The sequence below is a fragment of the Amycolatopsis sp. cmx-11-51 genome (genome assembly GCF_047608665.1).
Lineage (GTDB): Bacteria > Actinomycetota > Actinomycetes > Mycobacteriales > Pseudonocardiaceae > Amycolatopsis.
Map to the genome: position 1 here is coordinate 71578 of NZ_JADNQO010000003.1, position 24523 is coordinate 96100.

At 68.9% G+C, this 24523-nt stretch carries 21 protein-coding genes and 2 pseudogenes; 16 read left to right on the plus strand and 7 right to left on the minus strand.

The window, feature by feature from the left end:
- Positions 1-182: 182 nt before the first annotated feature.
- Both ACM6LU_RS13710 and ACM6LU_RS13715 read left to right on the plus strand, forming a co-directional pair.
- Positions 183-236: pseudogene (locus tag ACM6LU_RS13710) on the plus strand (phosphotransferase-like protein); the annotation flags it as partial.
- Positions 237-373: 137 nt separating this feature from the next.
- Positions 374-694, plus strand: a complete 321-nt coding sequence (locus ACM6LU_RS13715) for a phosphotransferase-like protein (protein WP_414938044.1) — start codon at positions 374-376, stop codon at positions 692-694.
- A 351-nt stretch (positions 695-1045) separates the two neighbouring features.
- Here the strand turns inward: ACM6LU_RS13715 and ACM6LU_RS13720 are convergent, their stop codons facing one another.
- From ACM6LU_RS13720 to eccCa, 4 genes and pseudogenes are all read right to left on the minus strand, one after another.
- Entirely contained in the window at positions 1046-2083 is a 1038-nt protein-coding gene (locus ACM6LU_RS13720) for a DUF222 domain-containing protein (protein ID WP_414938564.1), read from the minus strand.
- Between the two features lie 249 nt (positions 2084-2332).
- A pseudogene (locus ACM6LU_RS13725) lies at positions 2333-2707 on the minus strand (transposase); the annotation flags it as partial.
- A gap of 244 nt (positions 2708-2951) precedes the next feature.
- Positions 2952-3284 (minus strand): hypothetical protein, encoded by a 333-nt coding sequence (locus tag ACM6LU_RS13730; RefSeq protein WP_414938045.1) that lies wholly within the window; start codon positions 3282-3284, stop codon positions 2952-2954.
- Positions 3285-3424: 140 nt separating this feature from the next.
- Complete coding sequence (gene eccCa / locus ACM6LU_RS13735) at positions 3425-7366, minus strand: type VII secretion protein EccCa (RefSeq protein WP_414938046.1); 3942 nt, start codon at positions 7364-7366, stop codon at positions 3425-3427.
- 152 nt (positions 7367-7518) lie between these two features.
- On the opposite strand from eccCa, the gene ACM6LU_RS13740 reads away from it, so the two are divergent.
- From ACM6LU_RS13740 to eccD, 6 genes are read left to right on the plus strand one after another with little or no spacing between them, the layout of a single operon-like run.
- Positions 7519-8298 carry a WXG100 family type VII secretion target gene (locus ACM6LU_RS13740; protein ID WP_414938047.1) on the plus strand — a complete coding sequence of 260 codons (780 nt, stop codon included), beginning with the start codon at positions 7519-7521 and terminating at the stop codon, positions 8296-8298.
- 20 nt (positions 8299-8318) lie between these two features.
- Entirely contained in the window at positions 8319-9377 is a 1059-nt protein-coding gene (locus tag ACM6LU_RS13745; RefSeq protein WP_414938048.1) for a hypothetical protein, read from the plus strand.
- A 17-nt stretch (positions 9378-9394) separates the two neighbouring features.
- Positions 9395-10744, plus strand: coding sequence for a WXG100 family type VII secretion target (locus ACM6LU_RS13750; protein ID WP_414938049.1), 1350 nt, complete (start codon positions 9395-9397; stop codon positions 10742-10744).
- 5 nt (positions 10745-10749) lie between these two features.
- Positions 10750-11268 carry a hypothetical protein gene (locus ACM6LU_RS13755; protein ID WP_414938050.1) on the plus strand — a complete coding sequence of 173 codons (519 nt, stop codon included), beginning with the start codon at positions 10750-10752 and terminating at the stop codon, positions 11266-11268.
- A complete protein-coding gene (locus ACM6LU_RS13760; protein WP_233223736.1) occupies positions 11265-11594 on the plus strand; it encodes a YbaB/EbfC family nucleoid-associated protein in 330 nt (109 codons plus the stop codon). The genes ACM6LU_RS13755 and ACM6LU_RS13760 overlap by 4 nt, the downstream gene beginning before the upstream one ends.
- Positions 11591-12967 carry a type VII secretion integral membrane protein EccD gene (gene eccD / locus ACM6LU_RS13765; RefSeq protein WP_414938051.1) on the plus strand — a complete coding sequence of 459 codons (1377 nt, stop codon included), beginning with the start codon at positions 11591-11593 and terminating at the stop codon, positions 12965-12967. The genes ACM6LU_RS13760 and eccD overlap by 4 nt, the downstream gene beginning before the upstream one ends.
- Before the next feature lie 142 nt (positions 12968-13109).
- Here eccD and ACM6LU_RS13770 read toward each other — a convergent pair whose 3' ends face one another.
- The gene (locus ACM6LU_RS13770; protein ID WP_414938052.1) at positions 13110-14183 is read right to left on the minus strand and encodes a type VII secretion protein EccE; all 1074 of its coding nucleotides are present in this window, start codon (positions 14181-14183) and stop codon (positions 13110-13112) included.
- Positions 14184-14330: 147 nt separating this feature from the next.
- On the opposite strand from ACM6LU_RS13770, the gene eccB reads away from it, so the two are divergent.
- The 3 genes from eccB to ACM6LU_RS13785 are packed head-to-tail and all read left to right on the plus strand — an operon-like array spanning position 14331 to position 17145.
- Entirely contained in the window at positions 14331-15755 is a 1425-nt protein-coding gene (gene eccB / locus ACM6LU_RS13775) for a type VII secretion protein EccB (RefSeq protein ID WP_414938053.1), read from the plus strand.
- Between the two features lie 14 nt (positions 15756-15769).
- Positions 15770-16492: a response regulator transcription factor gene (locus ACM6LU_RS13780; protein ID WP_414938054.1), complete on the plus strand. Its 723-nt coding sequence runs from the start codon at positions 15770-15772 to the stop codon at positions 16490-16492.
- Positions 16489-17145: a response regulator gene (locus ACM6LU_RS13785; RefSeq protein ID WP_414938055.1), complete on the plus strand. Its 657-nt coding sequence runs from the start codon at positions 16489-16491 to the stop codon at positions 17143-17145. Before ACM6LU_RS13780 ends, ACM6LU_RS13785 begins: the two co-directional genes overlap by 4 nt.
- A gap of 40 nt (positions 17146-17185) precedes the next feature.
- Here the strand turns inward: ACM6LU_RS13785 and ACM6LU_RS13790 are convergent, their stop codons facing one another.
- Complete coding sequence (locus ACM6LU_RS13790; RefSeq protein WP_414938565.1) at positions 17186-17980, minus strand: carbon-nitrogen hydrolase family protein; 795 nt, start codon at positions 17978-17980, stop codon at positions 17186-17188.
- Between the two features lie 84 nt (positions 17981-18064).
- Between ACM6LU_RS13790 and hisD the strand changes: the two genes are divergently transcribed.
- The 5 genes from hisD (at position 18065) to ACM6LU_RS13815 (ending at position 21899) form a co-directional block, all read left to right on the plus strand.
- On the plus strand, positions 18065-19390 hold the full coding sequence (gene hisD / locus ACM6LU_RS13795; protein ID WP_414938056.1) for a histidinol dehydrogenase: 1326 nt from the start codon (positions 18065-18067) through the stop codon (positions 19388-19390).
- On the plus strand, positions 19387-20487 hold the full coding sequence (locus ACM6LU_RS13800; RefSeq protein ID WP_414938057.1) for a histidinol-phosphate transaminase: 1101 nt from the start codon (positions 19387-19389) through the stop codon (positions 20485-20487). The genes hisD and ACM6LU_RS13800 overlap by 4 nt, the downstream gene beginning before the upstream one ends.
- Entirely contained in the window at positions 20484-21083 is a 600-nt protein-coding gene (hisB, locus tag ACM6LU_RS13805) for an imidazoleglycerol-phosphate dehydratase HisB (RefSeq protein WP_005155296.1), read from the plus strand. Before ACM6LU_RS13800 ends, hisB begins: the two co-directional genes overlap by 4 nt.
- Before the next feature lie 118 nt (positions 21084-21201).
- Complete coding sequence (locus ACM6LU_RS13810; RefSeq protein ID WP_414938058.1) at positions 21202-21357, plus strand: hypothetical protein; 156 nt, start codon at positions 21202-21204, stop codon at positions 21355-21357.
- A gap of 140 nt (positions 21358-21497) precedes the next feature.
- Complete coding sequence (locus ACM6LU_RS13815) at positions 21498-21899, plus strand: NADAR family protein (RefSeq protein WP_414938059.1); 402 nt, start codon at positions 21498-21500, stop codon at positions 21897-21899.
- A 372-nt stretch (positions 21900-22271) separates the two neighbouring features.
- On the opposite strand, the gene ACM6LU_RS13820 is transcribed toward ACM6LU_RS13815, so the two are convergent.
- Positions 22272-24452 (minus strand): MMPL family transporter, encoded by a 2181-nt coding sequence (locus tag ACM6LU_RS13820; protein WP_414938060.1) that lies wholly within the window; start codon positions 24450-24452, stop codon positions 22272-22274.
- Positions 24453-24523 lie beyond the last annotated feature (71 nt).

The window sequence follows — 24523 nt, forward strand, 5'->3', positions numbered from 1 at the left end:
CCGAAGTCGGTAAGCGGTGCGAGGAAAGTAGTGGGCCGTCCGGGTGGCGGTTTTCCGTTTCATCCGGTTTGCAGGGTTTCGGCATTGTTCGATCCGGTGGCGGAATTCCTGCCGAACGGGGCGAGCCGTTGCCGCCTCCGTCACGTCTGTTTTAGGGTGATTCGGTGACTCAGGTGATCGTGGTGAACGGCGGTTCCAGTTCGGGCAAGTCCGGGATCGCCCGGTGCCTTCAGGCGGTGCTGCCGAATCCCTGGCTCACGCTCGGGGTGGACACGCTGATCGACGCGATGCCTTCTGTGCCCGACGGGATCTCCTTCGCCTCGGATGGCGGGTGGATGTCGGGGCCGGTTTCCGGCGCATCGAGGACGCGTGGATGGCCGGTGTCGCGGCGATGGTGCGGGCGGGTGCGCGGGTCATCGTCGACGACGCGTTCCTGGGCGGCGCAGAGTCGCAACGCCGGTGGAGGGATGTGTTGGACGGGCTCGAGGTGCTTTGGGTCGGAGTCCGGTGCGACGGCGCCGTGGCCGCCGGTCGGGAGATGGCGCGGGGAGATCGGGTCACGGGAATGGCCGAGTCGCAAGCCGAAGTCGTGCACCGGGGTCTGGCTTATGACATCGAGGTGGATACGGGGTCGGCTGAGGCCCTGGCCTGCGCTCGGGAGATCGCTTCGCGGGTGAGTTTCGAGACCTCCTGATGCGCGGCGTGACTTATTCGGCGGCGTGACTTATTCGATGGCCGCTCCCGGCTATGTCGTCGAGCCGGACGGCGGCTTCGACTGGACAGTGCCCGACGACGAGGTCTTTCGGTCCTGTTTGGACGTAGCTCTGCACTTTGGTTCTTGCGGAGACCACCAGGATCGCCGCGTGGCCGAGGCTATCGCTCGCTCCCTTCGGCTATGCGGGGAAGTCTGGGTTGGCGTGAGAGGACAGTTTTGAGACAGCGTTCATCGACGGCCCGACGTGGTATGGGCGGGCCCGGTGCCGGCTGGGCGAGGCTCTGGGAACGTTTCGTCCAGTGAATGACCACAGGGCAACAGAATGCCGGGTCAGAAGGGTGGGACGTCTCCCTCTGGTTCGGGGCGTGGGTAGTGGAGTGGTTCGGGTGCGGTGTCGTAGGTGTGTCCGCTTGGGGTGGTGATGGTCATGCCGCCGTTGCCGGTGGGTTCGGTGTGCCAGCCGGGTTCTTCTTTGAGGAGGTTGTGGGTTTTGCACGCGCCGCGGCAGTTGTGGTGATCAGTGGTCCCATTCCGTGCCCAGCCGGTGATGTGATCGATCTCGGAGAGCTCCGCCGGACGGTGGCAGCCGGGGTGGGTGCATTCCCGATCCCTGGCCTTGATCAACCGGGCCAGGGAGGCCGGGGATCGATACTTGTCGGCGCCGACTTCGAGGAGTTGACCGGTTGCGGGGTCGGTGATCAACCTTGACCATGTCGAGTTCGGGTCGGAGGCGATCTCGCGGACCAACCAGTCCGGGATAGGCCCGTACCCGGCGAGGGTTGCGGGATCGTCACGCGCCCCGGTCAGGGTCAGGAAATCCACGTAGACGTGAATGTGCGCGCGAGGTTTCCCGCGGCCGTCTTCGGTCAGCAGTCGTTCGGCGAAGATATCGGCGCGGTGCTGATCCAGCGTGCGGGACTTGTCCTTGTTTCGGAGGGCCTGCGCGGTACGACACAGCGAGGCGTAGATCGAGCTGGCGACTTCCGCCGGAAGATGACCCGAGAGCGTGGACATGGTCTCGTCGTCGTGGATCAGTGACACCTGCCGCGCGGCACGTTTCTTCGCGGCTCGTTCCCGATAGCCGTCGCGATCGAACTTCTGCACCGCACGGCTCACCGATCGGCGGATCGCCGATGGGACACGACCGGCCAGCCGCTGGGCCAACCACGCATCCACCTGCTCGGCGACCTGGTCCGACACCTCCCGAGTCAGCTGGGAGACCTTCGACGCCTTGTACAGGTCGATGTCACCTTTCTCCAGCGCTGCCAACGTGTTCGGCAGACGGGCGACCAGAGCACAGGAGGTTTCGACGAGCAGGAACGCTTGATTGCGGGAGACCGAGAAGCGCAAGGCCACCTCCTCGGTCACCGATCTTCGCGACCCGCCGACAGCAGCGAACTCGGCTAACGCACGCACCTGACGACCCTGCGCCTGACGAAGCAGAACCTCCTCATCGAACGCGGCCTCAAGAAAGCGAGCGGCTCTCAGGTCAAAAGCAAGAGTTGTGGTCATGTCCATAATCATACTCGAACATCAGTTCGATCGCCACGTAATGTGTTGCCTGATGCCAATTGGTCAGTGCACGTCGAGATTCTGAAAGGCTTTCGTGGGCTTCGGTCAGCCCAGGGTTTGCCGTGGCCGGTCATCGAGTTCGTCGGCGACGGCGTCCAGCTCGCCTCGTGTATGCACCGACAAGTCGAGTGCCTTTCGGGAAATATCGACGAAGCAGGGTATCGGTGTTCTCGTTCGTGCCCCGCTGTGTCGTGCGCTCCGTCAAGGTCGCGATCTGCGACCCAGAGTGCTTTCCGATGATGAGATCACCCTCCCCATGCCAGGCGCCGCCCAGTCCTCCACCTCAGCCGGTCGCTCCGAGATCAACACCATGTCCTTGTGGCGGCCAGGCGCGTCCGGCAACCGCGACCTCGGACGACGCTGGATCCGCCCCTTCCGCGAAGCATCCTTGACCTCCTGCCGCGAGGCGCCCTTCGCCTGCGGATGGAATGTCTAATAGATCGTCTCGTGAGCCACCCATATCGTTCGGATGGTCCACGCGCAACGGTCTGTCCGATACCGAACCCGCCGCCCTGTACGCCCGCTTGACCATCTGAAGAACAGGTCCAAGGGAGAGAAACCCTTCGGTGCCGCTTACCGGAGAGACCGGTTACGCAGCACCGTGTCGGCCCATCAGCAACTCAGTCGAGCCAGCGAGACAGTCGAGCCAGCGGGGCATCGGCCGTCACCTCCGCCGCAAGTCCTCCCGCATCGCTTCCTGGACGGACTCCCGGGTGCGCTTCATCTCTCCGGCGTTGGCTTCCCATTCGGGATCGGTGACGCCTTTGCCCCCGGCCACCACGTTGCGCAAGCCGCGCACGGTCCGGAAGTAGGTAAGCGCGGCCGTGGTCACTTCAGGCGGTGCGACCAGTTCCAAATGATGACGCTGCTCGTAGCACGGCGCGAACACCTGACGTGCCGTCTCGTCGAGTTCGGCTCCGGTCAGGTCGCCTTTCTTGGACAACGCCAACAATTCGCTGCGCGCCTTCGCCAACAAGGAACGGAAGGTCATGTACACCTCGCGCCGGATCTGCCGCCACGTCGTTTCGGTCCTTGCGGGCCTGAACCACCAGTGCGGTTCCCATGGCGATGGCCGCACCGACAAGTGTGGCCAGTAGCGTCGTCCACTGCATTCGTCCCAGCTTACGACCGCACGCCTCAATCCTCCACAGGCTTCGTCCAAGCCACCTGAACCAGTCCCGTCCCATGCCGCCGCGAGACCAGCACACCCCGGCCCGCGGGCTGAGGCCCCGGCTTCACTTCTCCGAGCAGCGCGCCCTCGTCCCGCGAACCGGACATCACGATCCCCGGCGAACCCAGCTCGCGAATCCGTTGCAGCACCGGCTCGAACAGCGAACGTCCGGCACCGCCGCTCCCGCGCGCGACGACGAGGTGCAGGCCGATGTCCCGTGCCTGCGGCAGGAACTCCAGCAACGGTTGCAGCGGGTTCCGGCCAACGGTCGCGACCATTTCGTAGTCGTCGACGAGCACGAACAGCTCCGGCCCCCGCCACCAGGACCGGTTGCGCAACTGGTCCGGCGTGACGTCCGAGCCGGGAAGCCGGTTCCGCATGGCCTGCCGGCACTGTTCGATCAGTCCGGTCAGCGCGGTCTCGGAACCCGCGTAGCCCAGCAGATGCGACTCCGGCACCGCGCCCAGCATCCCTCGCCGGTAGTCGGCGACGATGATCGCGGCCTCAGTGGGTGAGTACTTCGAAACGATGCCCTGAGCGATCGCGCGCAGCAGCGAACTCTTACCGGATTCCACATCGCCGAAGGCCACGAAGTGCGGTTCGGTGGCGAAATCGAGGTACACCGGTCGCAGATTCGATTCCGCGATACCGAGCGTGACCTGCTTGCGCGGCCCGGCCTCCAGCGAGTCCAGCGGAACTTCGGACGGGAGCAAGCGCACCGCGGGTGCGGGCTTTCCCTTCCACGCGGCGGAAATTCGCCGGTTCAGATCCAGCCCGCCGGCGCCGACCGTGTCCGGACGCTGATCCGAGTCGATCCGGGGAAGTGCCGCGAGGAAGTGCAGTTTGTCCGCCGTCAGCCCGCGACCAGGCTTGTCCGCCGGGACGTTCTGCGCGATCTTGCGGTCGATCAGGGAGTCCGCCGGTTCACCCAGCCGCAGTTCGAACTTGGTGCCGATGGCGTCCCGCAGCGGCGCCCGCATGCCCATCCACTGGTTGATCGAGACGACGACGTGGATCCCGAACCCGAGCCCGCGCGAGGCCAGGCTGGTGATCTGTTCCTCGAGCTGTTCGTATTCCTGCCGGATCGTGGTCCAGTTGTCGACGAACAGGAAGACATCGCCGAACTCGCGGCCTTCCGTGCTTTCCTGGAACTCCGAACGCCGCTGGCGGAACGTGGTGATCGACTCGATCCCGTTGGCGGAGAAGAACTCCTCACGCTGTTCGAGCAAGGTCGTCAGTTCCGCGACGACCCGGCGGCAACGCTGGGCGTCGCGCCGTGTCGCGTAGCCGGACACGTGGGGCAGCCCGGCGATCGGCGCCAGCGCGCCACCGCCCATGTCCAGCACGAACAGCTGAACCTCTTCCGGGGTGTGGGTGAGGGCGAGCATCGCGGCGATGTCCCGCATCAGGGTGCTCTTGCCGCTCTGCGGCGCCCCGACGATCAGCACGTGCCCGGCGGCACCGGAGAAATCGGCCCACAACATGTCGCGCCGCTGCTCGAACGGCTTGTCCACCAGGGCGACCGGGATCATCAGCTTGCCGTTGCCGCCCCAGCCCAGCGGACAAAGGCCGCGTTCGGGGTCCTCGCCGAGCGGCGGCAGCAACTGGTCCAGCGTCGGCGGTTCGGCCAGCGGCGGCAGCCAGATCTGGTGCGCCTCCGGGCCTTTGCCTTCGAGCCGCGACAGCATCGCGCCGATGATCGTCTCGCCGGTGCCCTTTTCGACCGGTTCCTCCGCCTCGACGGTCACCGGGATCTCCACCGGCGCCAGCGTGAACGGCATGAGCCCGAGACTCCGGCCGTCCTTGCGCACGATCTTGCTGCGCGGCGGCAGTTCCCCGGAGACGTACGCGGCCTTGAGCCGGATGAGGGTGTCGTTGTCGGACTTCAGATACGCCGAGCCCGGCACGGGCGGAAGCTGGTAGGCGTCCGCCACGCCGAGCACCGCGCGGCTCTCCGACGCGGAGAACGTCCGCAGGCCGATCCGGTACGACAGGTGCGAGTCCAGCCCGCGCAGCCGTCCTTCCTCCAGCCGCTGGGACGCCAGCAGCAGGTGGATCCCCAGACTCCGTCCCAGCCGCCCGATCGCGACGAACAGGTCGATGAACTCCGGCCGCGACGACAGCAGCTCGCTGAATTCGTCGATGATCACCAGCAACGAGGGCATCGGCCGCAGGTTGACGCCGGATTCCCTGGCCTTTTCGTAGTCCCGCACCGACGCGTAGTTCCCGGCCGCGTGCAGAAGCTCCTGACGCCGCAACAGTTCGCCGTTCAGCGCGTCCGCCATGCGGTCAACCAGCGCGAGATCGTCGGACAGGTTGGTGATGACGGCGCAGGTGTGCGGCAGCCCGGTCATCCCGGCGAAGGTCGCACCACCCTTGAAGTCGATCAGCGCGAGGTTGAGCTTCTCCGACGAATGGGTGACGGCGAGCGCGGTGACCAGCGTCCGCAGCAGTTCGCTCTTACCGGAACCGGTCGCGCCGATGACCAGCCCGTGCGGGCCCATCCCGCCTTCCGCCGACTCCTTGAGGTCTAGATCGACCGATCGGCCCTCGGGGTTGATGCCCAGCGGGATCCGCAGCCGGTCGCGCGCCGAACGCGGCGCCCAGGTGACCGCGGTGTCGGTGTCACGCGGGTCGCCGATGCCGAGCAGCCCGGCCAGCCCGAAGGTCGCCGACATCGGTGCCTCGCTGACCACGGCCGCGCCCTGGAACAGCGGCGTCAGCATCCGGGCCAGCGCTTCGGCGGCCCCGCGGTCCAAAGTGTCCGGGGTGCCGAGGAAACCGAGCCGCTTCTCGGTCCCGTCGCCGACGACCATCCCCAGCTGCTCGGGGCTCGTGTGCAGGCTCAACGACCGTTCGGACGACACCGACCGAGGTTGCTCCGTGCCGACCTCCACGACGGTGACGCCGAGCCTGCCCTCTTCGGCGACGAGCCGCGTGTCGCCGAGGGTGTGCCCGCCGTCCACGATCACGACGACATGCGGCAGGTCCTGCCGGGAATCCGGGCGCCTGCTGAACGCGGGCCGGTCGCCGAGGTCGGGGCCGAGGAGGTCGGCGAGCTTCCCGGAGTCGGCGTCGACGAGCCGTCGCGGACCGGCGGCGTCGGCGGCGGTGGAGGCGACGTGCGGCAGCCACTTCGCCCATTCCCAGTCGTGCAGCCGGTCGTCCTTCACGCACAGCACGATCCGCAGGTCACCTGGCGAATGGAAGGTCGCGAGCTGGGTCAGCATGGCCCGTGCGGCCCCGAGGGTGTCCGGACGACGGCCGGACAGCGTGACCTGCGCGAACGACCGCAGCGAGACCGCGACCGGGAGTCCTTCGACCGTCGAATAAGTCCGGATGAAGTGCTTGAGGTTCGTCGAACACACCGGGTCGAGGTCCTCCAGCGGCACGGTCTGCGGCGCCTTCAACGGTGTCGCGAGCCGCTGGGGGCCGGTCCCGACGCGCACCTGCCCGAACTGCGAGTCGGACCGGCGGCGGTCCCACAGCTTCCCCGTCTCGATGTACGCCCACAGATCGGCCGGATCGGGCTGCAACGCCGCCATGGCCGCGCGCTGGTCGTCCGCGATCTCGCGGACCTGGCCGCGCAAACCGGTCAGATACCGCTGGTAGTCCCGGCGCTCCTCGTTGATCTGCGCCTTCTTCGCCGCGCCACCGCGCCCGAGCGACATCACGACCATGCCCGCCATCGCGGTGAGGAACAAGGCGCCGAAGATGTAGGTCATCACCCCGCCGTCGCGTCCGATGTAGACGAACGACATGGCGCCCATGCCCAACATCATCGGCATGAACATCAGCAGCTGCATGGCTCCGCCGGAGGAGCCTTTCGGCAGCATCGGCGGGGACTGCAGCACGATTTCACCGGGCTGGTCGCCCAGGGACGGCAGGCGGTCGCGAGTGGCGCTCATCAGGGTCTTTCTGGCCGCTTGTGGGTAATCCTGCCGATCATTCTGGCCACTCGTGCCGCCCTCACGGTGGGTACTTTTGCCGTCCGCTCGCGTCTGGTGACGAACTTACGCTGCTGGTCACGCAGACGTGGGGGAACGAGAGAAGGAGAACCATGGTCGGCACGGGCGAGTACCGGGCGGAGCCCGAGGCCATGCGCTCGGCGGTCGGGAACCTGGGCGGCATCATCATGCAGGGCATCAATGTCGTCGCCGATCTCGAACGCACCGTCCTGCAGCCGATGTCGTTCGCCACGTTCGGCAGCGCGGTGGCGGCGGCCAACACGGCCATGCAGAGCCAGCAGGTGGTCGCGGTCCGCACCCTCCTGCAACTTCTGCAGCAGATCAACGGCTTCATCAAGAGCAGCGCCGACGCCTACCAGGCCGCCGACGAGGCGGTCGCGGGCGGATACGGCGGCCGTCCCGGCGGCGGCGCGGGATCGGGGCCGTCGTCGATCTGGGGGAACTCGCACGCGTCCGAACTGGCGACGCTGGCCATCAACGACAGCGCCGGCGGCAACGGTGAGCCGTCGTCGGTCGGGAACGTCCTGCGCTACCTGGGGGACGCGCGGCTGGGGCAGCTCGGCGACCACCCGATCACCGACGCGCGGTTCCATGGCGTCTCGGACTTCAACGACTGGCTGGCCGATGACGCCGACAACCAGGCGCGGGTCGGCGTCATCGAGGTCTACGCCGGTACCGCGCGCAACTTCGGCGACGTGCCGGGCGGGGTGCACAGCGGCGACGTCGTCGTGGTCGAGCCGCTCCTGTTCTCCGACAGCAAGCCGATCATCGCCATCGCCGGAGAAGGCGGGCAGCTCTACAACCACGGACTCGTCGAAGCGGACATCAACGGCTTGGCGAAGGTCAGCGTCTACCGCCCGGCTTCCGTCTGACTTCCCGCCTGAGGAGCGACATGCTGACTTACCCCAATTCCAGCGCGATGGACGCTACGGCGTCCTCGGGCGGGCCGATCACCATCCTGCCGCAGATCCTCACCGGCCAGCCGGAGCAGATCGCGAAGCACGTGCTCGAGGTGCTCAAGAAGGCCAACGAATTCCTCACCATGTACAACGAGGTGACGAAGGCCGCCGAGCAGCTGAAGAAGATCTGGTCCGGCGGCGCTTCGGACTCCGCGATGAAGAAGATCACGGACTCCCTGAACTCGCTGACCAAGATCGTCCAGGTCGTGCAGAAGGGCGCGGAGCTGCTCGGCATGGCCGGGACACTGATCAAGACCGCCCAGACGGCCTACAAAGCGGTGGTCTCGGCGGTGAACCCCACGGTCGCGGGCCTGATGTCGAATCCGTGGACCTACGGCGCCGCTGTCGCGCTTTCCACCGCCACCAGTGCTTCGCTGCGCGCGTTCATCACCGCGATCGGCGCGCTGCTGAAGGCGCTCGGCGTCGTCGACCTCGCCAACCAGATCACGCAGATCGCCACCATCATCGGCGAGGTCCAGAAATTGTTCGGGCACAGCGATTCCGGCAACGGTTCGGCGGGCAACGCGGCCGTCTCCGGCACCCCGGTCACCGACCCGCGGGCGCCGGGTTCGGTCGCCAGCGGCGCGGGACAGGCCGCGGTCGGCGGCTCCGGCGGCGGTGGCGGCGGTGCCGGCGGCTCCGGCGGCTCCGGTGGGACGACACCGGGTGAGACGCCACCGTTCACCCAGTACCGGCCGCCCGCGCTGGGCGGCACCGGTTCCCAGGGCAACTGGCCGGGCGGCGCGGACTCCTGGATCCCGGTGGACAGACCTTCCGGTGGCGGCTCGGGTTCCGGCGCCCTGCCGGGGGCGGGCGCGGGCAACGGGAACCAGGTCACCATCACCACCGACCTGAACACCGGCCGCTCCACCGTCCAGGCGCCGGGCGGTCAGGACATCGATATCGACATCGACATGAACTACGGCGGCAAGCACTTCGAGCAGCACATCGACATCGACGCAGGGGCTGACTCACCGGCGAAGGGCAGGTAACCGTGTCGGGGAGCGGTGTGGTCGACGCGTCGGGCGTCGTCAGTTCGATTCTGTCGAATTACCGGCGGCTCGTGGTCGAGTACCAGCGGCGGGTCACCGGTGATCCGGCGGCGCTGAACGCGGCCGGGCAGCGGTGTGGCGAGCGGGCGTCCACGGTTTCCGGCCGGGCAAACGAGATCGCCAAGGCGGCGAAGGCGCTCAACGCGTCCTGGGAGGGTGATGCCTACACCGCGTTCGCCAGGGCCGCGGCGAACCTGAGCCAGGAACTCGGTGAGCTCGGCGCCGAACTAAGCGACCAGTCGAACCGGCTGCGAGCGGGCGCGCAGGCACTGCGGGGCGCGAAGTCCTGTGTGGACTCGATTCTCGCTCAGTTCGACCAGTACGCCGCGCAGCTCACCAGCCAGGCGCGCACGGCGAACGCGAACGCGGTCAACGCGTTCATCTCCGCCGCCCGCCAGCTCGGCGAGCGCGCCGCGCAGGCGGCACAGGAGATCGCCGACGAGCTGAGCGAAGAACTCGCGCGGCTGTTCCCGCCGGAGGGCACCGGCCGGATCGAACACGAACTCGGCAAATGGGGCCGCGGCCCGTTGTACTGGCTCAACGGCGAAACACTCGACGGCCGCAAGCGACCGCGCACGCATCCTTCCTGGTTCGGCAATTCCGGCTGGAAGAAGCTCACCTGGGACGGTCTCGAAGGCACGCGCGCCCCGCGTGCCGGCGACACCCCGTTCGGCAGGCCGAAGCCGGAAGGCCTGCGCGACAAAGCCTGGAACAGCACCGAGATCACCTACGCCAAGTGGAAGCAGGAGCAGGACGGTTTCACCCCGGGCTGGGACGCCAAGGTCTCCTCGCAGGGCTGGGACCTCAAGGCGTCCGGGCACGCCGAACTGGCCGCCTTCAAGGAAGAACTCGAAGGCAAGAACGAATGGGGCGTCGCCTCGGGCAGTGCCAAGGGGACCGCGTTCGTCGGCGGCGAGGTGAACGGCTCGTTCCAGGCGGGCGCGCACGGCGTCGGCGTGCACGCCAACGCCTTCGTCGGCGGCAAGATCGAAGGCGAGCTCGCGGCGGACGTGGCCGGGGTGGGCGTCGGCGCGAGCGGCACCCTCCAATATGGACTCGGCGCCCAGCTCGACGGCCAGGCCGTCTACGACGCCGGGCACCTCAAGGTCAACTTCAAGGCGGGCGTCGCACTCGGTCTCGGAGCCGGGATCGGCGCGAAGATCGACATCGACCTGCCGAAGATCGCGGACACCGTCGGCGAGTACGGTGGCGCCGCCGTCGACGCGGTGAGCGGCGCGGCTGGCCAGGCGGCGGACGCCGTCGGCGAGGCTTGGGACGACGCGATCTCCTACGTGGGCACGTGGTGACAGGGATGAGCGAAACGATGACGCAGGACCGGGTTTCCCTTCCGCTCGGCTTCGACATCCCCGAGGGCTGGGTGCCGGTCGAGCCGTCGTCCGTCGGCGCCGAGGGCGCGGTCTTCGTGGCCGTGCACTCCGTGCCGGACGGGGAGTTCACCCCCAACATCACCCTGAGCGTCGGGCAGCGGCCGGATCAGGCGCGGATCACCGAGATCGCCGACGAGGCCGTCGAACGCCTCGGCCGGTCCATGGCCGCGCTCGAAGTGGTCCAGCGCAAGGTGATCGGCACCGGGGCCGCCCCCGGCGTGACGCAGATGCTGCGCGTCCGCACCGGCGAGGGGCAGGAACTCGTGCAGACCCAGGTGCAGCTGACCGTGCCAGGCGCGAGCCCGGCCGACCGGCTGATCCTCCAGATCGCCTGTACCGCAGCGCCCGAGACGGCACGCCGGCTCGGCGACGACTTCCGCAGGTTCGTGGCCAGCGTCCACGTCCGGCGGGATTTCACCGCAGATGAAGGAGAAGACTCGTGACCACGGACCCCTATGCCATGCCGGACATGGACGAGTTGCTGGACCAGGTCCGCAAGCAGACCGAAGAGGTGCAGCGCATCCAGCGTTCGGTCGAGGCGATGGAGGTCAAGGCGCACTCACGGCAGAACGAGGTCACCGTCGTGCTGCGCGGTGACGGCCGGTTCACCTCGATCGACATCGACCCCCGCGCACTGCGTCAGTACGACGCGCGCAACCTTTCGGAGATCGTCCTGGAGGCGGTCAACAACGGGCTGCAGAAACTGGCCGAGGCCAGCAGCGCCAAGTTCGCCCCGGTCATCGAGTCCGCCAAGTCGATCGAAGCATGACGGCCGCGATCGCGGGCTCCACCCGGCGCGTCACGGTGGTGACACCGCGGGCGCGGGTCGATGTGGCGCTGCCGCAGCAGAGCACGTTCGCCGAACTCGTCCCGCAGCTCGTCCGGCTTGCGGGTGCGTCAGGGCAGGCGTCGGCCGAGCACCCGGGCTGGGTGCTGTCGCGGCTCGGCGGCGCTCCGCTCGCGCTCGGCCTCACGGTCGCCGCGGCGCAAGTGCGTGACGGAGAAGTACTGCACCTGACCCCGCGCGAACGCCCGCGGGGTCCGCTGCTGTTCGACGACGTCGTCGACTCGATCGCCAGTGTCGCCGAGTCGGGTACCGGCCGCTGGGGACCTTCGGTGGCGCGCAAGGCGGGTATCGTCGCGTCGGTCGTCCTGCTGCTCACCGGTGGCCTGCTGGTGCAGGCGGCCGCGTCCGGCAGTGTGCTGGCGCCGATCGGGACCGGGCTGCTCGCGCTGGTCCTCGTTCTGGGCGGTGGCGCGTTGAGTCGTGCGTACGGCGACGCGGAGGCCGGTGCGGCGGGCGCGCTCGCCGGGGTCGGCGCGGCGTTGCTGGCCGGGATGTCGATCCTGCCGCCGCATCCGCTGTTCTCGCTGTCGGCCGGGCCGCTGGCCGCCGGGCTCGCCGTGGTGACCGTGTACGGCGTGATCGCGGCCGTTTCGGTGGCGGACCGGCTGCCGTGGTTCGTCGCGGTCACGGTCGCCGCCGGGCTCGGCGCGATCACCACCGCCATCGCCGGACTTGCCGACGTCCGCGCGGTCTCGGCGGCCGCCGTGGTCGGCGTCGTGGCGACGGCACTGGCCGCGGTGGCACCGATGATGGCGCTGCGGCTCGGCAGGCTGCCGCTGCCCCGGGTGCCGGACGACATGGACGCGTTCCGCGCCGACGAGAACCCTTCGCTGGGCGAGGACATGGTCGGCGGGACGACGTACGCGCAGGCGTTGCTGACCGGGTTGCTCGTCGCGCTCGGGCTCACCGTGGTCTCCGCGTGTATCGTCCTGGCGTCGTCCGGCGGGGCCTGGGAAGCGGGCCTGTGCGCGTCGCTGGGGCTGGCGCTGATGTTGCGTTCGCGCGCGTTCGCCGGCCGTTCGCAGCGGCTCGTGCTCATCGGTTTCGGTGCGGCGGCCCTGGCGTCGGCCGGTTTCTGGCTCGCCGCGGGCGGGCCGCGTTCGTTCGTGTTCGGCGCGGGCTGCGCCGTCGTCGTCGCGGCGGGCGTCTGCCTCACTTACGCGACGCGGGTCGCGAAGGGACGCCGTTCTCCTTACTGGGCACGGACTCTCGATATCGTCGAGTTCCTGGTGCTGCTCTCGCTGATCCCGTTCGTCGGCATGATCGCCGGGGTCTACGAGGCCGTGCGCGGCTAGGCCCCACCCCCACGCAATTAGTCCTCTAGTTGCGGTACTTGCACACGCAAGGACCGCAACTAGAGGACTAATTGCGTTTACGTCCGTGGAGGGTTCCTTCCCTACCCTCAGAGAGGAAAGGAGCCCTCCACGGACAGTCCCCTCAGTCCTCCAGCGCCAGCGGCAGGGTCCGCCGGACCGCCGCCGCGTGCCGTCCGTGCAGCGGGGTCACCGCGATCCCTTCGGGCCGCACCGTCTCCGCCCCCGGTCGTCCGCCGACCCGGATGGTCACTTCGGACTTCTCGCGCCCGCCAGGGGTGCGATGCAGCGTGTACGAAGTCGCGGTGAACGCCGAGCCGGGTACGTGAAGATCCAGTGTCCGCGCGAGATCTCGCTCCGACCGCGGCCGGTAACAGACCTGCGAGGCACCGCCCCAGTCCCAGGAACGCCAGCCGGTCACCGGCGCGTCCTGGCCGCTGCCGAGCGCGACGCGGAGTTCTTCGGCCACCTCGCCTGCCTCGAGCACGGTGCTCTCGAACCCGGCTTCGGCCAGCGCGCCCATCAGAGCCAGCGCCGCGCAGGCGGTGCTCCGCAGCGCGCCGAGTTCTCCGCCACCCCGGGCGAGCGCGGCGATCGGCGCGTCCTCGGGCCGGTACCGGACGGCGAGCCAGCGGACCCTGATCAGCGACTGTCCATTGGGGACGGTCCAGGTCAGCAGCTGTGCGCTGGACAACGGGATCCCGGTGCTCGCGTAGGAGTCACGCAGGATGGCGACCAAAGTGGCCGGATCGGGTGCGACGGCACCCCTGGTCAGCCGCACGACAGCGCTCCAGCCGTCGCCGACCTCGGCGACGCCGAAACGGTTACCCGCGCGGTCGACGTGCTGGCGGACCCGGACGGGACCGGCGAGCCGGTGCAGCGGATCGGGGACTTCGCGCTTGTCGCGACGCTTCAGCCGGTATCCGGTCCAAGTGAGCAGCCAGCCGGCGGCGTGGCGCCCGGCGAAGCGGACCGACGTCGTCAGGACAAGGACCCCTGCCACAGCGGTAATGCTGATCCGCGCGGGCTGAGGGAACCCGTCGACGGTGAAGGCCAGCAGGATCGCGATCCCGGCGATCTCCCAGAGCGCCGCCTGCAGCGGTCGGATCGGCAGCAGCCAGGGCAGCGGCGCCGCACCCGCGGTGCCGTGTTCCGGGGCCTGGCGTGGTGTGGCCACCGCCGGGGCTTCAACCGACAAGGAATTCCCCTCCTCCGTGCACGCGCCCGACGGTAATCCCGTCCCGCGCGGGGGAGGGGCGTAAAAATTACCCTCACCGTGAAGCTTGACGGAACCTAACGTGATGGACCTTCGGACGGGTGGGTACGAACGGCGGGGGACGGGAGCGTGTGGACGCAGCGGGACCAGATCCAGGCCTACCAATTCCTCCGCAGGAGACTGGTTTCGGCACTGGTCTCGGCGGACGCCAACCATCCGGTCGCCCCGAGCCGCAGGCTCGTGATCGGAACCCTGTGCGGCCTCGGCGTGGCGCTGCTGGTCACCGCGGTCTTCGGCGTGATCGGCCTGCTGAACCCCTCCGGCGGTAAGGACTGGCTCGCAGGCGGCAAGGTCATCGTCGAGGAGGGCACCGGCGCCCGGTACATCCTCGGCAAGGACGGTGCGCTGCATCCCGTGCTCAACTACGCCTCCGCGCGGCTGATGGCGGGCGGCAACGGCGAGGCCACGGTGACCGTCCCTTCGGACAAGCTCGCGAAGGCCCCTCGCGGTTCGCAGATCGGCATCCCCGGCGCCCCCGATTCACTGCCCTCGTCCGCCGTGCTGGTGAAGACGCCGTGGACGAGTTGCTCGCGGACGACCCAGGATGCGCCCGCGTCGGCCGAACCCGAGACAACGGTGCTTTTCGGCGCGCCCGCCGCCGGGGTCGACCTGCCGAAGGACCAGGCCGTCGTGGTCCGCGTCCCCGAGGGCGAGCGTTACCTCGTGACGGCGGGGCGCCGCTACAAACTCACCCCGGAGGCGGCCACGGCGCTGCAGTTCGACACCTATCCGGCGATCGCGGTGTCCTCCCGGTGGATCGGCACGGTCGCCGCCGGACGGGATCTGGCCTACCGCGCGGTCGAGGACGCCGGACGGTCCGGCCCGCAGGTCGGCGGCACCACGGCGAAGGTCGGTTCGGTACTCGGTGTCGTCGACGCGATGGCGTCACCCAACGACGCGACGTCGTACTACCTCGTCCGCCCCGAAGGACTCGAACCGATCGGCCAGACCGCGGCGAGCCTGCTGATCAACACGCCGCAGAACGCGGACGCCTACACCGGCGTCCCGGCCCCCGTCGCGGTGCGCGCGGCCGACGTCGCCGCGGTGCCGAAGGTCGGCACGGCGAGGACGGGCGGGGCCGATCCCGCGGAGTATCCGGACCGGATCCCGCGAAAAGCGCCCGTTACCGGACAGTCCGTGACGGTATGCGCGCAGGGTTCTCGAATTGTTATCTCCGCACAGGTCCCGTTGCCGCAAGGTGCGAAGGCGATCCCGGTGACGGCGCGGACGGACGCGCTGGTCGCCGACGCGGTTTTCGTGCCTCCGTCGGGAGGCGCGGTGGTGACGGAATCCGGTTCCGGCACGGTTTACGTCGTGACCGACACGGGCCTGAAATACCCGGTGGCGAGCACTGAGGCACTCGCTTCCCTCGGTTACGGCCAAGCCGAACGGCAACCGGTTCCGAATGGGTTGCTGGCACTGGTGCCGCGAGGGCCCGCGCTGGATCCGGCGCGGGCCGGACGCGCGGTGTCCGCGGCGGGTGGGACGGGGTGAGCGGAAGCGTGCAGATGACTGAAGACAAGCCGGAGACCGACCGGGTCGACGTCGCGGTGATCGAGGACCATCCGTTGTACCGGCACGCCGTGGTCCGGGTCCTCACCGAGGCGGAGGGGATCGAACTGGGCGCGGTGGTCGATTCGGTCGCCCGGTTCCACGTCCACCCGCAGCCACCCGGCAGCGTCGTGCTGCTCGATCTCGGCCTGCCGGGGATCGCCGGGGCGGCGGCCGTGCTCCAGGTGTGCGAACTGGGGCATCACGTGCTCGTGGTGTCCGCGCAGGCGGAGTCCGAACAGGTGCTCGGCGCGATCGCCGCCGGTGCGAAGGGATTCCTGTCCAAGGACGTCGACGTCGACGAACTGCTGATCGCGATCAGGACGGTCGCGCAGGGCAGGGCCTATGTTTCCGCGGTGGTGGCCGGAATGATCATCAAGGACAACGCCGACCGCCCCGTGCGGGCTCCGGACGTCGCGCTGTCCGCGCGGGAGAAACAGGTCCTGCGGCTGGTCGCGGCGGGCGAACGCGACGTCGACATCGCCCGCATCCTGGGTATCGGGGTCCGGACGGTCCGTGGTTACCTGGACCGGATCCGTGACAAACTCGGAGAGAGAAGGCGGGCCGGTCTGGTCCGCAAGGCCATCCAGCTCGGGCTCGCGTCTCCGCCGGAGGTGCCAGGCCCGTCTCGGCCGGTCGCGCCCCGCGACGACGCGGGCGGATTCGAAGGACGCCGGTGAACGCAGACGAGCAGCAGCCGAAACGCAGCACACCGATCAACGTCGGGGTGATCGAAGATCATCCCTTGTACCGGGACGCCGTCGCGCGTGTCCTCACCGAAGCGCCGGACATCGCGCTGGGCGCCGTCGCCGACTCCGTCGCGCGGTTCGCCGTCCAGGAACAACCCGCGGGCAGCGTCGTCGTCCTCGATCTCAAGCTGCGCGGCGTCCAGGACGCCGCCGCGGTACTCGAAGTGGGGCAGATGGGGCACAAGGTGCTCGTGGTGTCCGCGCACGCCGAACAGCCCGAAGTGTTGGGCGCCATGCAGGCCGGGGCGAAGGGATTCCTGTCCAAGGACGTCGACGGCGACGAACTCCTGCGCGCCATCCGCACCATCGCGGACGACAACGCGTACGTGTCGCCGACGCTGGCCGGAATGATCATCCAGGACAGCGAAGACCGCCACGCCGGGCCCAAGATCGTGCTGTCCGAACGGGAAAAGCAGGTCCTGCGGCTGGTCGCGGCGGGTGAACGGGACGTCGACGTGGCGGAGATCCTGAACATCAGCGTGCGGACGGTGCGGTCCTATCTCGACCGGATCCGGGACAAGACCGGGGAACGGCGGCGGGCCGGGTTCGTGCGGGTGGCGATCCGCGAGGGCCTGCTGCGCTAGACCCGACCGAGACGCTTGAAGTGTGGCTGGTGGGTGGACGTTAGAGTCGACGGTTCGCCAAAGCGCCCGTCGCCGCCCGAGCCTTCCCGCTGACCGACGGATCCACGTCGACGACCAGGGTCTCCGGCCCGGCGCCCAGCCGGGCGTGGACGCGTCCGAAGCCGTCGGACACCGTCGAGTGGCCGATCCCGGTCGGCGCCTTCGGATTCACCTGTGTCCCGCTCGCGGCCGGATCGGCCTGTCCGCAGCCGAGGACCCAGCAGCCGGAGTCGAGCGCGCGGGCGCGCACCAGGACCTCCCACTGCTCGCGTTTGCCCTCACCCGCGCCCCAGGACGTCGGCACGAGAACGATGTCGGCGCCGTCGTCGGCCAGCTTCCGGAACAGCTCCGGGAAGCGGATGTCGTAACAGGTCGCGACGCCGAAGGTGACCCCGTCGACCTCGAAGGTCACCGGCGCGGTTCCGGGGGCGACCGTGTCGGACTCGGCGAACCCGAACGCGTCGTACAGATGGATCTTGTCGTAACCGAGGTGATGACCGCCGCCGGTGACGAGCAGTGTGTTACTGACGCGACCATCGGGTGACGGCGTGAACATGCCCGCGACGATCACGACCCCGTGCTCGTCCGCGATGGACGCCACAGTGGACGCCCATGGCCCGTCCAAAGGTTGCGCGAGCGATTTCAGCGGCACACCGAAGCGCGCCATCGTCGCTTCGGGGAAGACCACGATCCGCGCGCCGTCGGCCGCCGCGGCAACCACGCCTTCGCGAATCAGCTTCAGGTTCGTTTCGGGATCCTCGGCCGCTGTGAGCTGGCACAACCCGATTCGCGGCACGGCGGCCTCCCTCATCGTGGGATCGCTGGTCACCACCCCAGTGTGCCTGCTCGGCGCGATCCGGCCACCTCGTACCCTTGAGGCATGCTGAACCGTACCGACCTGCGTGGACAGGTCCCGTCCGTTGCCGAACTCAGGAGCACGCTCCCGCGTGCCGAGTACGACGTGGACGCGGCGCTGCATCGTGTACGGCCGGTGGTCGAGGCGGTCCGTGATCGCGGCGTCGAAGCGGTTCTCGAGTACACCGAGAAGTTCGACAAGGTCCGCCCCGAGGGCGTCCGCGTGGCCGCCGCCGAGCTCACGAGCGCGCTCGAGAACCTGGAACCGGCCGTCCGCGAGGCGCTGGAGGAGTCCATCCTCCGCACCAGGAAGGTCCACGGTGATCAGCGCCGCCAGGACGTCACCACCGAGGTCGTCGACGGCGGCACCGTCACCGAACGCTGGATCCCGGTGGAGCGCGTCGGGCTGTACGCGCCGGGCGGGCTCGCGGTGTACCCCTCGACCGTGGTGATGAACGTCGTCCCGGCGCAGATCGCCGGCGTCGGCACGCTCGTGCTGTGCTCGCCGCCGCAGGCCGCGTTCGGCGGTCTCCCGCACCCGACGATCCTGGCGGCCGCCGAACTGCTCGGCGTCGACGAGGTGTGGGCCGTCGGCGGAGCGCAGGCCGTCGCGCTGCTCGCGTACGGCGGCACCGACACCGACGGCACCACGCTGGAGCCGGTCGACATCGTCACCGGGCCCGGCAACATCTTCCTCACCGCGGCCAAGCGGCTGCTGCGCGGCATCATCGGCATCGACTCCGAGGCGGGACCGACCGAGATCGCGATCCTCGCCGACGAGACCGCCGACCCGGTGCACGTCACCGCCGACCTGATCAGCCAGGCCGAGCACGACCCGCTCGCCGCGAGCGTGCTGGTCACCACGTCCGAGGAACTCGCGGACGCGGTGGACAAGGAACTGACCGGTCGCGTGACCGCGACCAAACACGCCGAGCGTGTGACGGAGGCCTTGAGCGGCAAGCAGTCCGGCATCATCCTGGTGTCCACTGTGGACGACGGGCTCCGCGTTGTCGACGCCTACGCCGCGGAACACCTGGAGATCCAGACCGCGGACGCGCGCTCGGTGGCCGCACGGGTACGCAACGCGGGCGCGATCTTCGTCGGGGCGTACGCGCCGGTTTCGCTCGGCGACTACTGCGCGGGCTCGAACCACGTCCTGCCCACCGGCGGATTCGCGCGGCACTCGTCCGGGCTTTCGGTGCAGAGCTTCCTCAAGGGCGTGCACGTCGTCGACTACAGCGAAGACGCGCTGCGCGAGATCGCCGGCCGTGTCGTCGCGCTGGCCAACGCCGAGGATCTGCCCGCGCACGGCGAGGCCATCACGGCGCGGTTCGAGGGAGACCGGGCATGAGCGTCGGCGAGGAGATCACGCTCGACGCGCTCCCGCTGCGGGAGGACCTGCGGGGTAAGACCCCGTACGGCGCGCCGCAGCTCGACGTGCCGATCCGGCTCAACACCAACGAAAACCCGTACCCGCCGCCGGACGCGCTGGTGGTCGCCGTCGCCGAGGCCGTCCGCGTCGAGGCCGCGTCGCTGCACCGCTACCCGGATCGCGACGCCGTCGCCCTGCGGCAGGACCTCGCGGACTATCTCGCGGTGTCCACCGGTGTGCTGGTGTCGGAGTCGAACGTGTGGGCCGCCAACGGGTCCAACGAAATCCTGCAGCAGATCCTGCAGGCCTTCGGCGGCCCAGGCCGGTCGGCGCTGGGTTTCGAGCCGTCGTACTCGATGCACCCGATCATCTCGGCGGGCACCCGCACCGACTGGCTGCCCGTGCCGCGCCGCGACGATTTCACGCTCGACACCGAGAAGGCGGCCGCGCTGGTGCGGGAACGCCGTCCGGACATCGTGTTCGTGACCAGCCCGAACAACCCGACGGGCGGGTCGATCCCGTTCGGTGAGCTGCGCGGTCTGCTCGAAGCGGCGCCGGGCATCGTGGTGGTCGACGAGGCGTATGCCGAGTTCTCGTCGCAGCCGAGTGCCATCGAGCTGCTCGAGGAGTACCCGTCGCGGCTCATCGTGTCGCGCACGATGAGCAAGGCGTTCGCCTTCGCGGGCGGGCGGCTCGGTTACCTGGCGGCCGCGCCCGCGATCGTCGACGCCCTGCAGCTGGTGCGGCTGCCGTACCACCTCTCGAAGCTCACGCAAGCCGCCGCGCGGGCGGCGCTGCGGCACGCCGACGCCACCCTGGCGTCGGTCGCCAAACTCGCGGCCGAACGCGACCGAGTGGTGGAATCGTTGCTGGGCTTGGGATTCACGCCGGTTCCGAGCGACGCGAACTTCGTCCTTTTCGGACGCTTCGCGGACGCGCCCGCGACCTGGAAGTCCTATTTGGACAACGGTGTGCTGATCAGGGACGTCGGCATCGAAGGGCACCTGCGGGTGACCATCGGGACGCCGGAAGAGAACGACGCCTTTCTCGAGGCCAGCAAGGAGGTGCCGCGATGAGTCGCGTCGGCAAGGTGGACCGCACCACCAGGGAATCGTCCATTTCCGTTCAGCTCGACCTGGACGGAACGGGACAGGTGGAGATCGACACCGGTGTCCCGTTCTACGACCACATGCTCACCGCGTTCGGGGTGCACGGCTCGCTCGACCTCAAGGTGCAGGCGACCGGGGACGTGCACATCGACGCGCACCACACCGTCGAAGACACCGCGATCGTGCTCGGCCAGGCGCTGCGGCAGGCGCTCGGCGACAAGAGCGGCATCCGCCGCTTCGGCGACGCGTGGATCCCGATGGACGAAACCCTCGCGCACGCCGCGATCGACGTCTCCGGGCGGCCGTACTGCGTGCACCTCGGTGAGCCGGAGCAGTTCAACAGCTTCACCATCGGCGGGAACTACCCGTTCGTGCTGACGCGGCACGTGTTCGACTCGCTTTCGTTCCACGCGCAGATCGCGCTGCACGTGCGGGTGCTCCACGGCCGGGACCCGCACCACATCGCCGAGGCCGAGTACAAGGCCGTCGCGCGCGCTTTGCGTGCCGCCACCGAGCCGGACCCGCGGGCGGGTGGGATCCCTTCCACGAAGGGCGTTCTCTGACTCCCGCAATTAGTCCTCTGGTTGCGGTCCTTGCACGTGCAACTACCGCAACCAGAGGACGAATTGCGGAGTGCACCCGGGGAGGTCGGGCGCGTGCGGGTGTGGCAGGGTGGCGGGCGTGAGTAACTCGACCATCGCCGTGCTGCTGTTCGCACTCGGCGGCTTCCTGATCGGCGGCGTCTACGCGACCTGGAAGAGCGTCAAGTTCCTGGCCGTGGTGCTGGGTATCGGTGCGCTGCTGGCGATCGGCGGAGCCATCGCCTGGCTGGCCTGAGGCCCGCCGTCCGGTAAATGGCGTGCGCGCCGGGACATCGGCGATCATGCTTTCCGGCATGTCCTTGGGGGACATCAGCCTCGGCGTGACGGCACGATCGGACCGCATGCTTCAGCCAGTGGTGGCCAGCCCGGTTCACCGTGGACGACGAAACGTTTCCGACGGCCGAGCACTACATGATGTGGCACAAGGCGCTCCTGTTCGACGACGCCGAGAGTGCCGCGCGCGTTCTCAAGGCCCGGCATCCACGGGAGGCCAAGGCTTTGGGTCGCGAAGTCCGCGGGTTTGACCAGGTGGCCTGGGAAACCGAGCGTTACGGAATCGTCCGCGACGCCTCGATCGCGAAGTTCGGGAAGCATCCGGAACTCCGCGACTTCCTGCTCGGCACCAAGAACCGCGTGCTGGTCGAAGCCAGCCCGCTCGACGCCGTCTGGGGCATCGGGCTCGCGGCCGACCGTCCATACGTCGAGAACGCCGACCGTTGGCGCGGGCTGAACCCGCTCGGCTTCGCGCTGGGAGAGGCCAGGACATTCTTGGCATAAGTCCGTGAAGACCTCCTCCCTACTCGCAGGGTCAGGGTCTCGGCAAAGTCGCGGAGCTGTTGGTCTGCGCTGCTGCTGGTGGTAGTCCGGGCTGGCATCGCTAGTGCCTGCGAGGGGCCGAGCGGGGAGGATTTGGGACGTTCAAGGTCCGAAATCCTCCCCGCTCGGGCGTGTGCCGGGGGCAAGTCTCTGAACCTGTGTTGAGCAAGCTCCGCGACCGGTGTGATCCCGCGACGATGTAGGAATTGGGACACTGAACGTCCCAATTCCTACATCGTCAGCCTCACGCAGCGGCGGATAGCCGCTGATCTGCAAGACCTCGACTTTGCCGAGACCCTGACTCTCAAGGTAGGAAGGAGGCCTTCACGGATCTCAGCTCGAAGAGCGGGCCAGCTCTCGCTCGTCAGGAGCGTCAAGCTGCTTCGTGAGCTTCTCGCCTTCGACGTCGACGTCCGGCAGCACGCGGTCCAGCCACTTCGGCAGCCACCACGCACCGCGGCCGAGCAGCGACATCAACGCCGGCACGATGGTCATCCGGATCACGAACGCGTCCACCAGCACACCGAAGGCCAGCGCGAACCCGATCGACTGGATCAGCGAGGACTCCGCGAGGACGAACCCGGCGAACACGCTGATCATGATCAGCGCCGCGGCGACCACGACGCGGGAGCCGTGCCGGAAACCGGTGACCATCGCCTGCTGCGGGTCGGCGCCGTGGACGTACTCCTCCCGCATCCGCGTCACCAGGAACACCTGGTAGTCCATCGCGAGCCCGAACAGTACGCCGATCAGCAGGATCGGCAGCATGCTCATGATCGGCCCGGTCGTCTTCACGCCGAGCAGGTCGGTGAGCCAGCCCCACTGGAACACCGCGACCACGGCGCCGAACGTCGCGACCACGGAGCCGAGGAAGCCCAGCGTCGCCTTCAGCGGGACCACGACCGAGCGGAACACCAGCATCAGCAACAGGAACGCGAGCCCGACGATCAGCGCGAGGTAGGGCAGCATCGCGTCGGCGAGTTTCTCCGAGACGTCGATGTTGGCCGCGGTCTGGCCGGTCACCGCCAACGAAGCCCCGGTGGCCGTGCCCAGTCCCGCGTTCAGGCCGCGGATGTCGCTGACGAGGTCTTCGGTCGCGGTGCTGCTCGGACCACTCTTCGGAATGACGGTCAACAGTGCCAGGTCACCGCTCCGGTTGACCTTCGGCGGCGTGACGATCGGGCGCTCCCCGAGTCCGCTGATCCCGGCGGAGGCCTGTTGGAGCGCGGCCTGCCGGTCGGTGCTGCCGCCGAGGTCGACGACGATCACCAGCGGGCCGTTGGCGCCCTCGCCGAAGCTGCGGCTGACGGTGTCGTAGGCCTTGCGCTGGGTGGTGTCGGGCGCGGCGGTGCTGTCGTTCGGCAGGCCGAGCTGCATGCTCGCGGCCGGGACGGCGACGATCGCGAGCCCGGCGATCGCGGCGATCAGCACCGGGATCCGGTGGCGGGCCACGAAACGCGCCCACCGTTCGCCGTGCGTCGTCGCGCCTTCCTTGCGGCGCAAGCGAATTTTGCCGCCCGCCAGTTTGCCGCCCGCGAAGCCGAGGATCGCGGGAAGCAGGGTCAGCGCGATGACGACCGCGATGGCGACGGTGATCGCCGCGGCGACGCCCATCTCGCCGAGGAACGGGATGCCGACGACGGTCAGGCCGGCCAGCGCGATGATCACGGTCAGCCCGGCGAACACCACGGCGGAGCCCGCCGTGCCGGTGGCGCGTCCGGCGGCTTCCTCGGGATCGCGTCCGATGCCGAGTTCGTGCCGATAGCGGGAAACGATGAAGAGCGCGTAGTCGATGCCGACGGCGAGGCCGATCATCAGTGCGAGCACCGGCGTGTTCGTGTTCAGTTCGAGGAAACTGGACGCTGTCGTGATGCCGGCCATGCCGATGCCGACGCCGATGAGCGCGGTCAGCAGCGGGATACCGGCCGCGAGCAGCGAGCCGAAGGTGATGATCAGGACGACGGCCGCGACGGCGACACCAAGGCCTTCGGTGGCGTTCGTGGCGGGCATCGCCTGGACGGCGTCGCCGCCGAACTCGACGGTGTATCCGGCGGCCTTGGCGGGGGCCGCGGCGGCCATCAGGCCCTCGCGATCGGTTTCGGTGAGCTCGAAGCCCGGCACGCGGTAACTGACCTGCGCCAGCGCGACGTGTTTGTCGGGCGCGATCGCCTGCATCTGCAGCGGGTCGACCACTCCGGCGACCTTCGGCGCGTCCTTGAGCCCGGTGACGAGGCGCGTGATCGCCGCCCGCCCAGCCTCGTCGGTGACGTCGCCGGGCGTGGAAATGACAACGCGGGCGGTCGCACCACCGGCGGCGGCTTCCGGGAAACGGTCCGCGAGCTGGTCGATCGCCTTCTGCGACTCGGTGCCGGGGATGGTCACCGAGTTCGAAAGCTGGCCGGACAGGGTCAGCGCCCCCGCGCCGAGGGCCACCAGGACGACGGCCCACACCGCCGCCACCAATGCCCGGCGCCGGAACGAGAACCGGCCCAGTCGGTACAGGAAGCTGGCCACAGAAGTCTCCCGTTCACTCGATCAGGTGTATTCCAAGCTAGCCGATCGGCTAGGGGTCAACAAGCCGATCG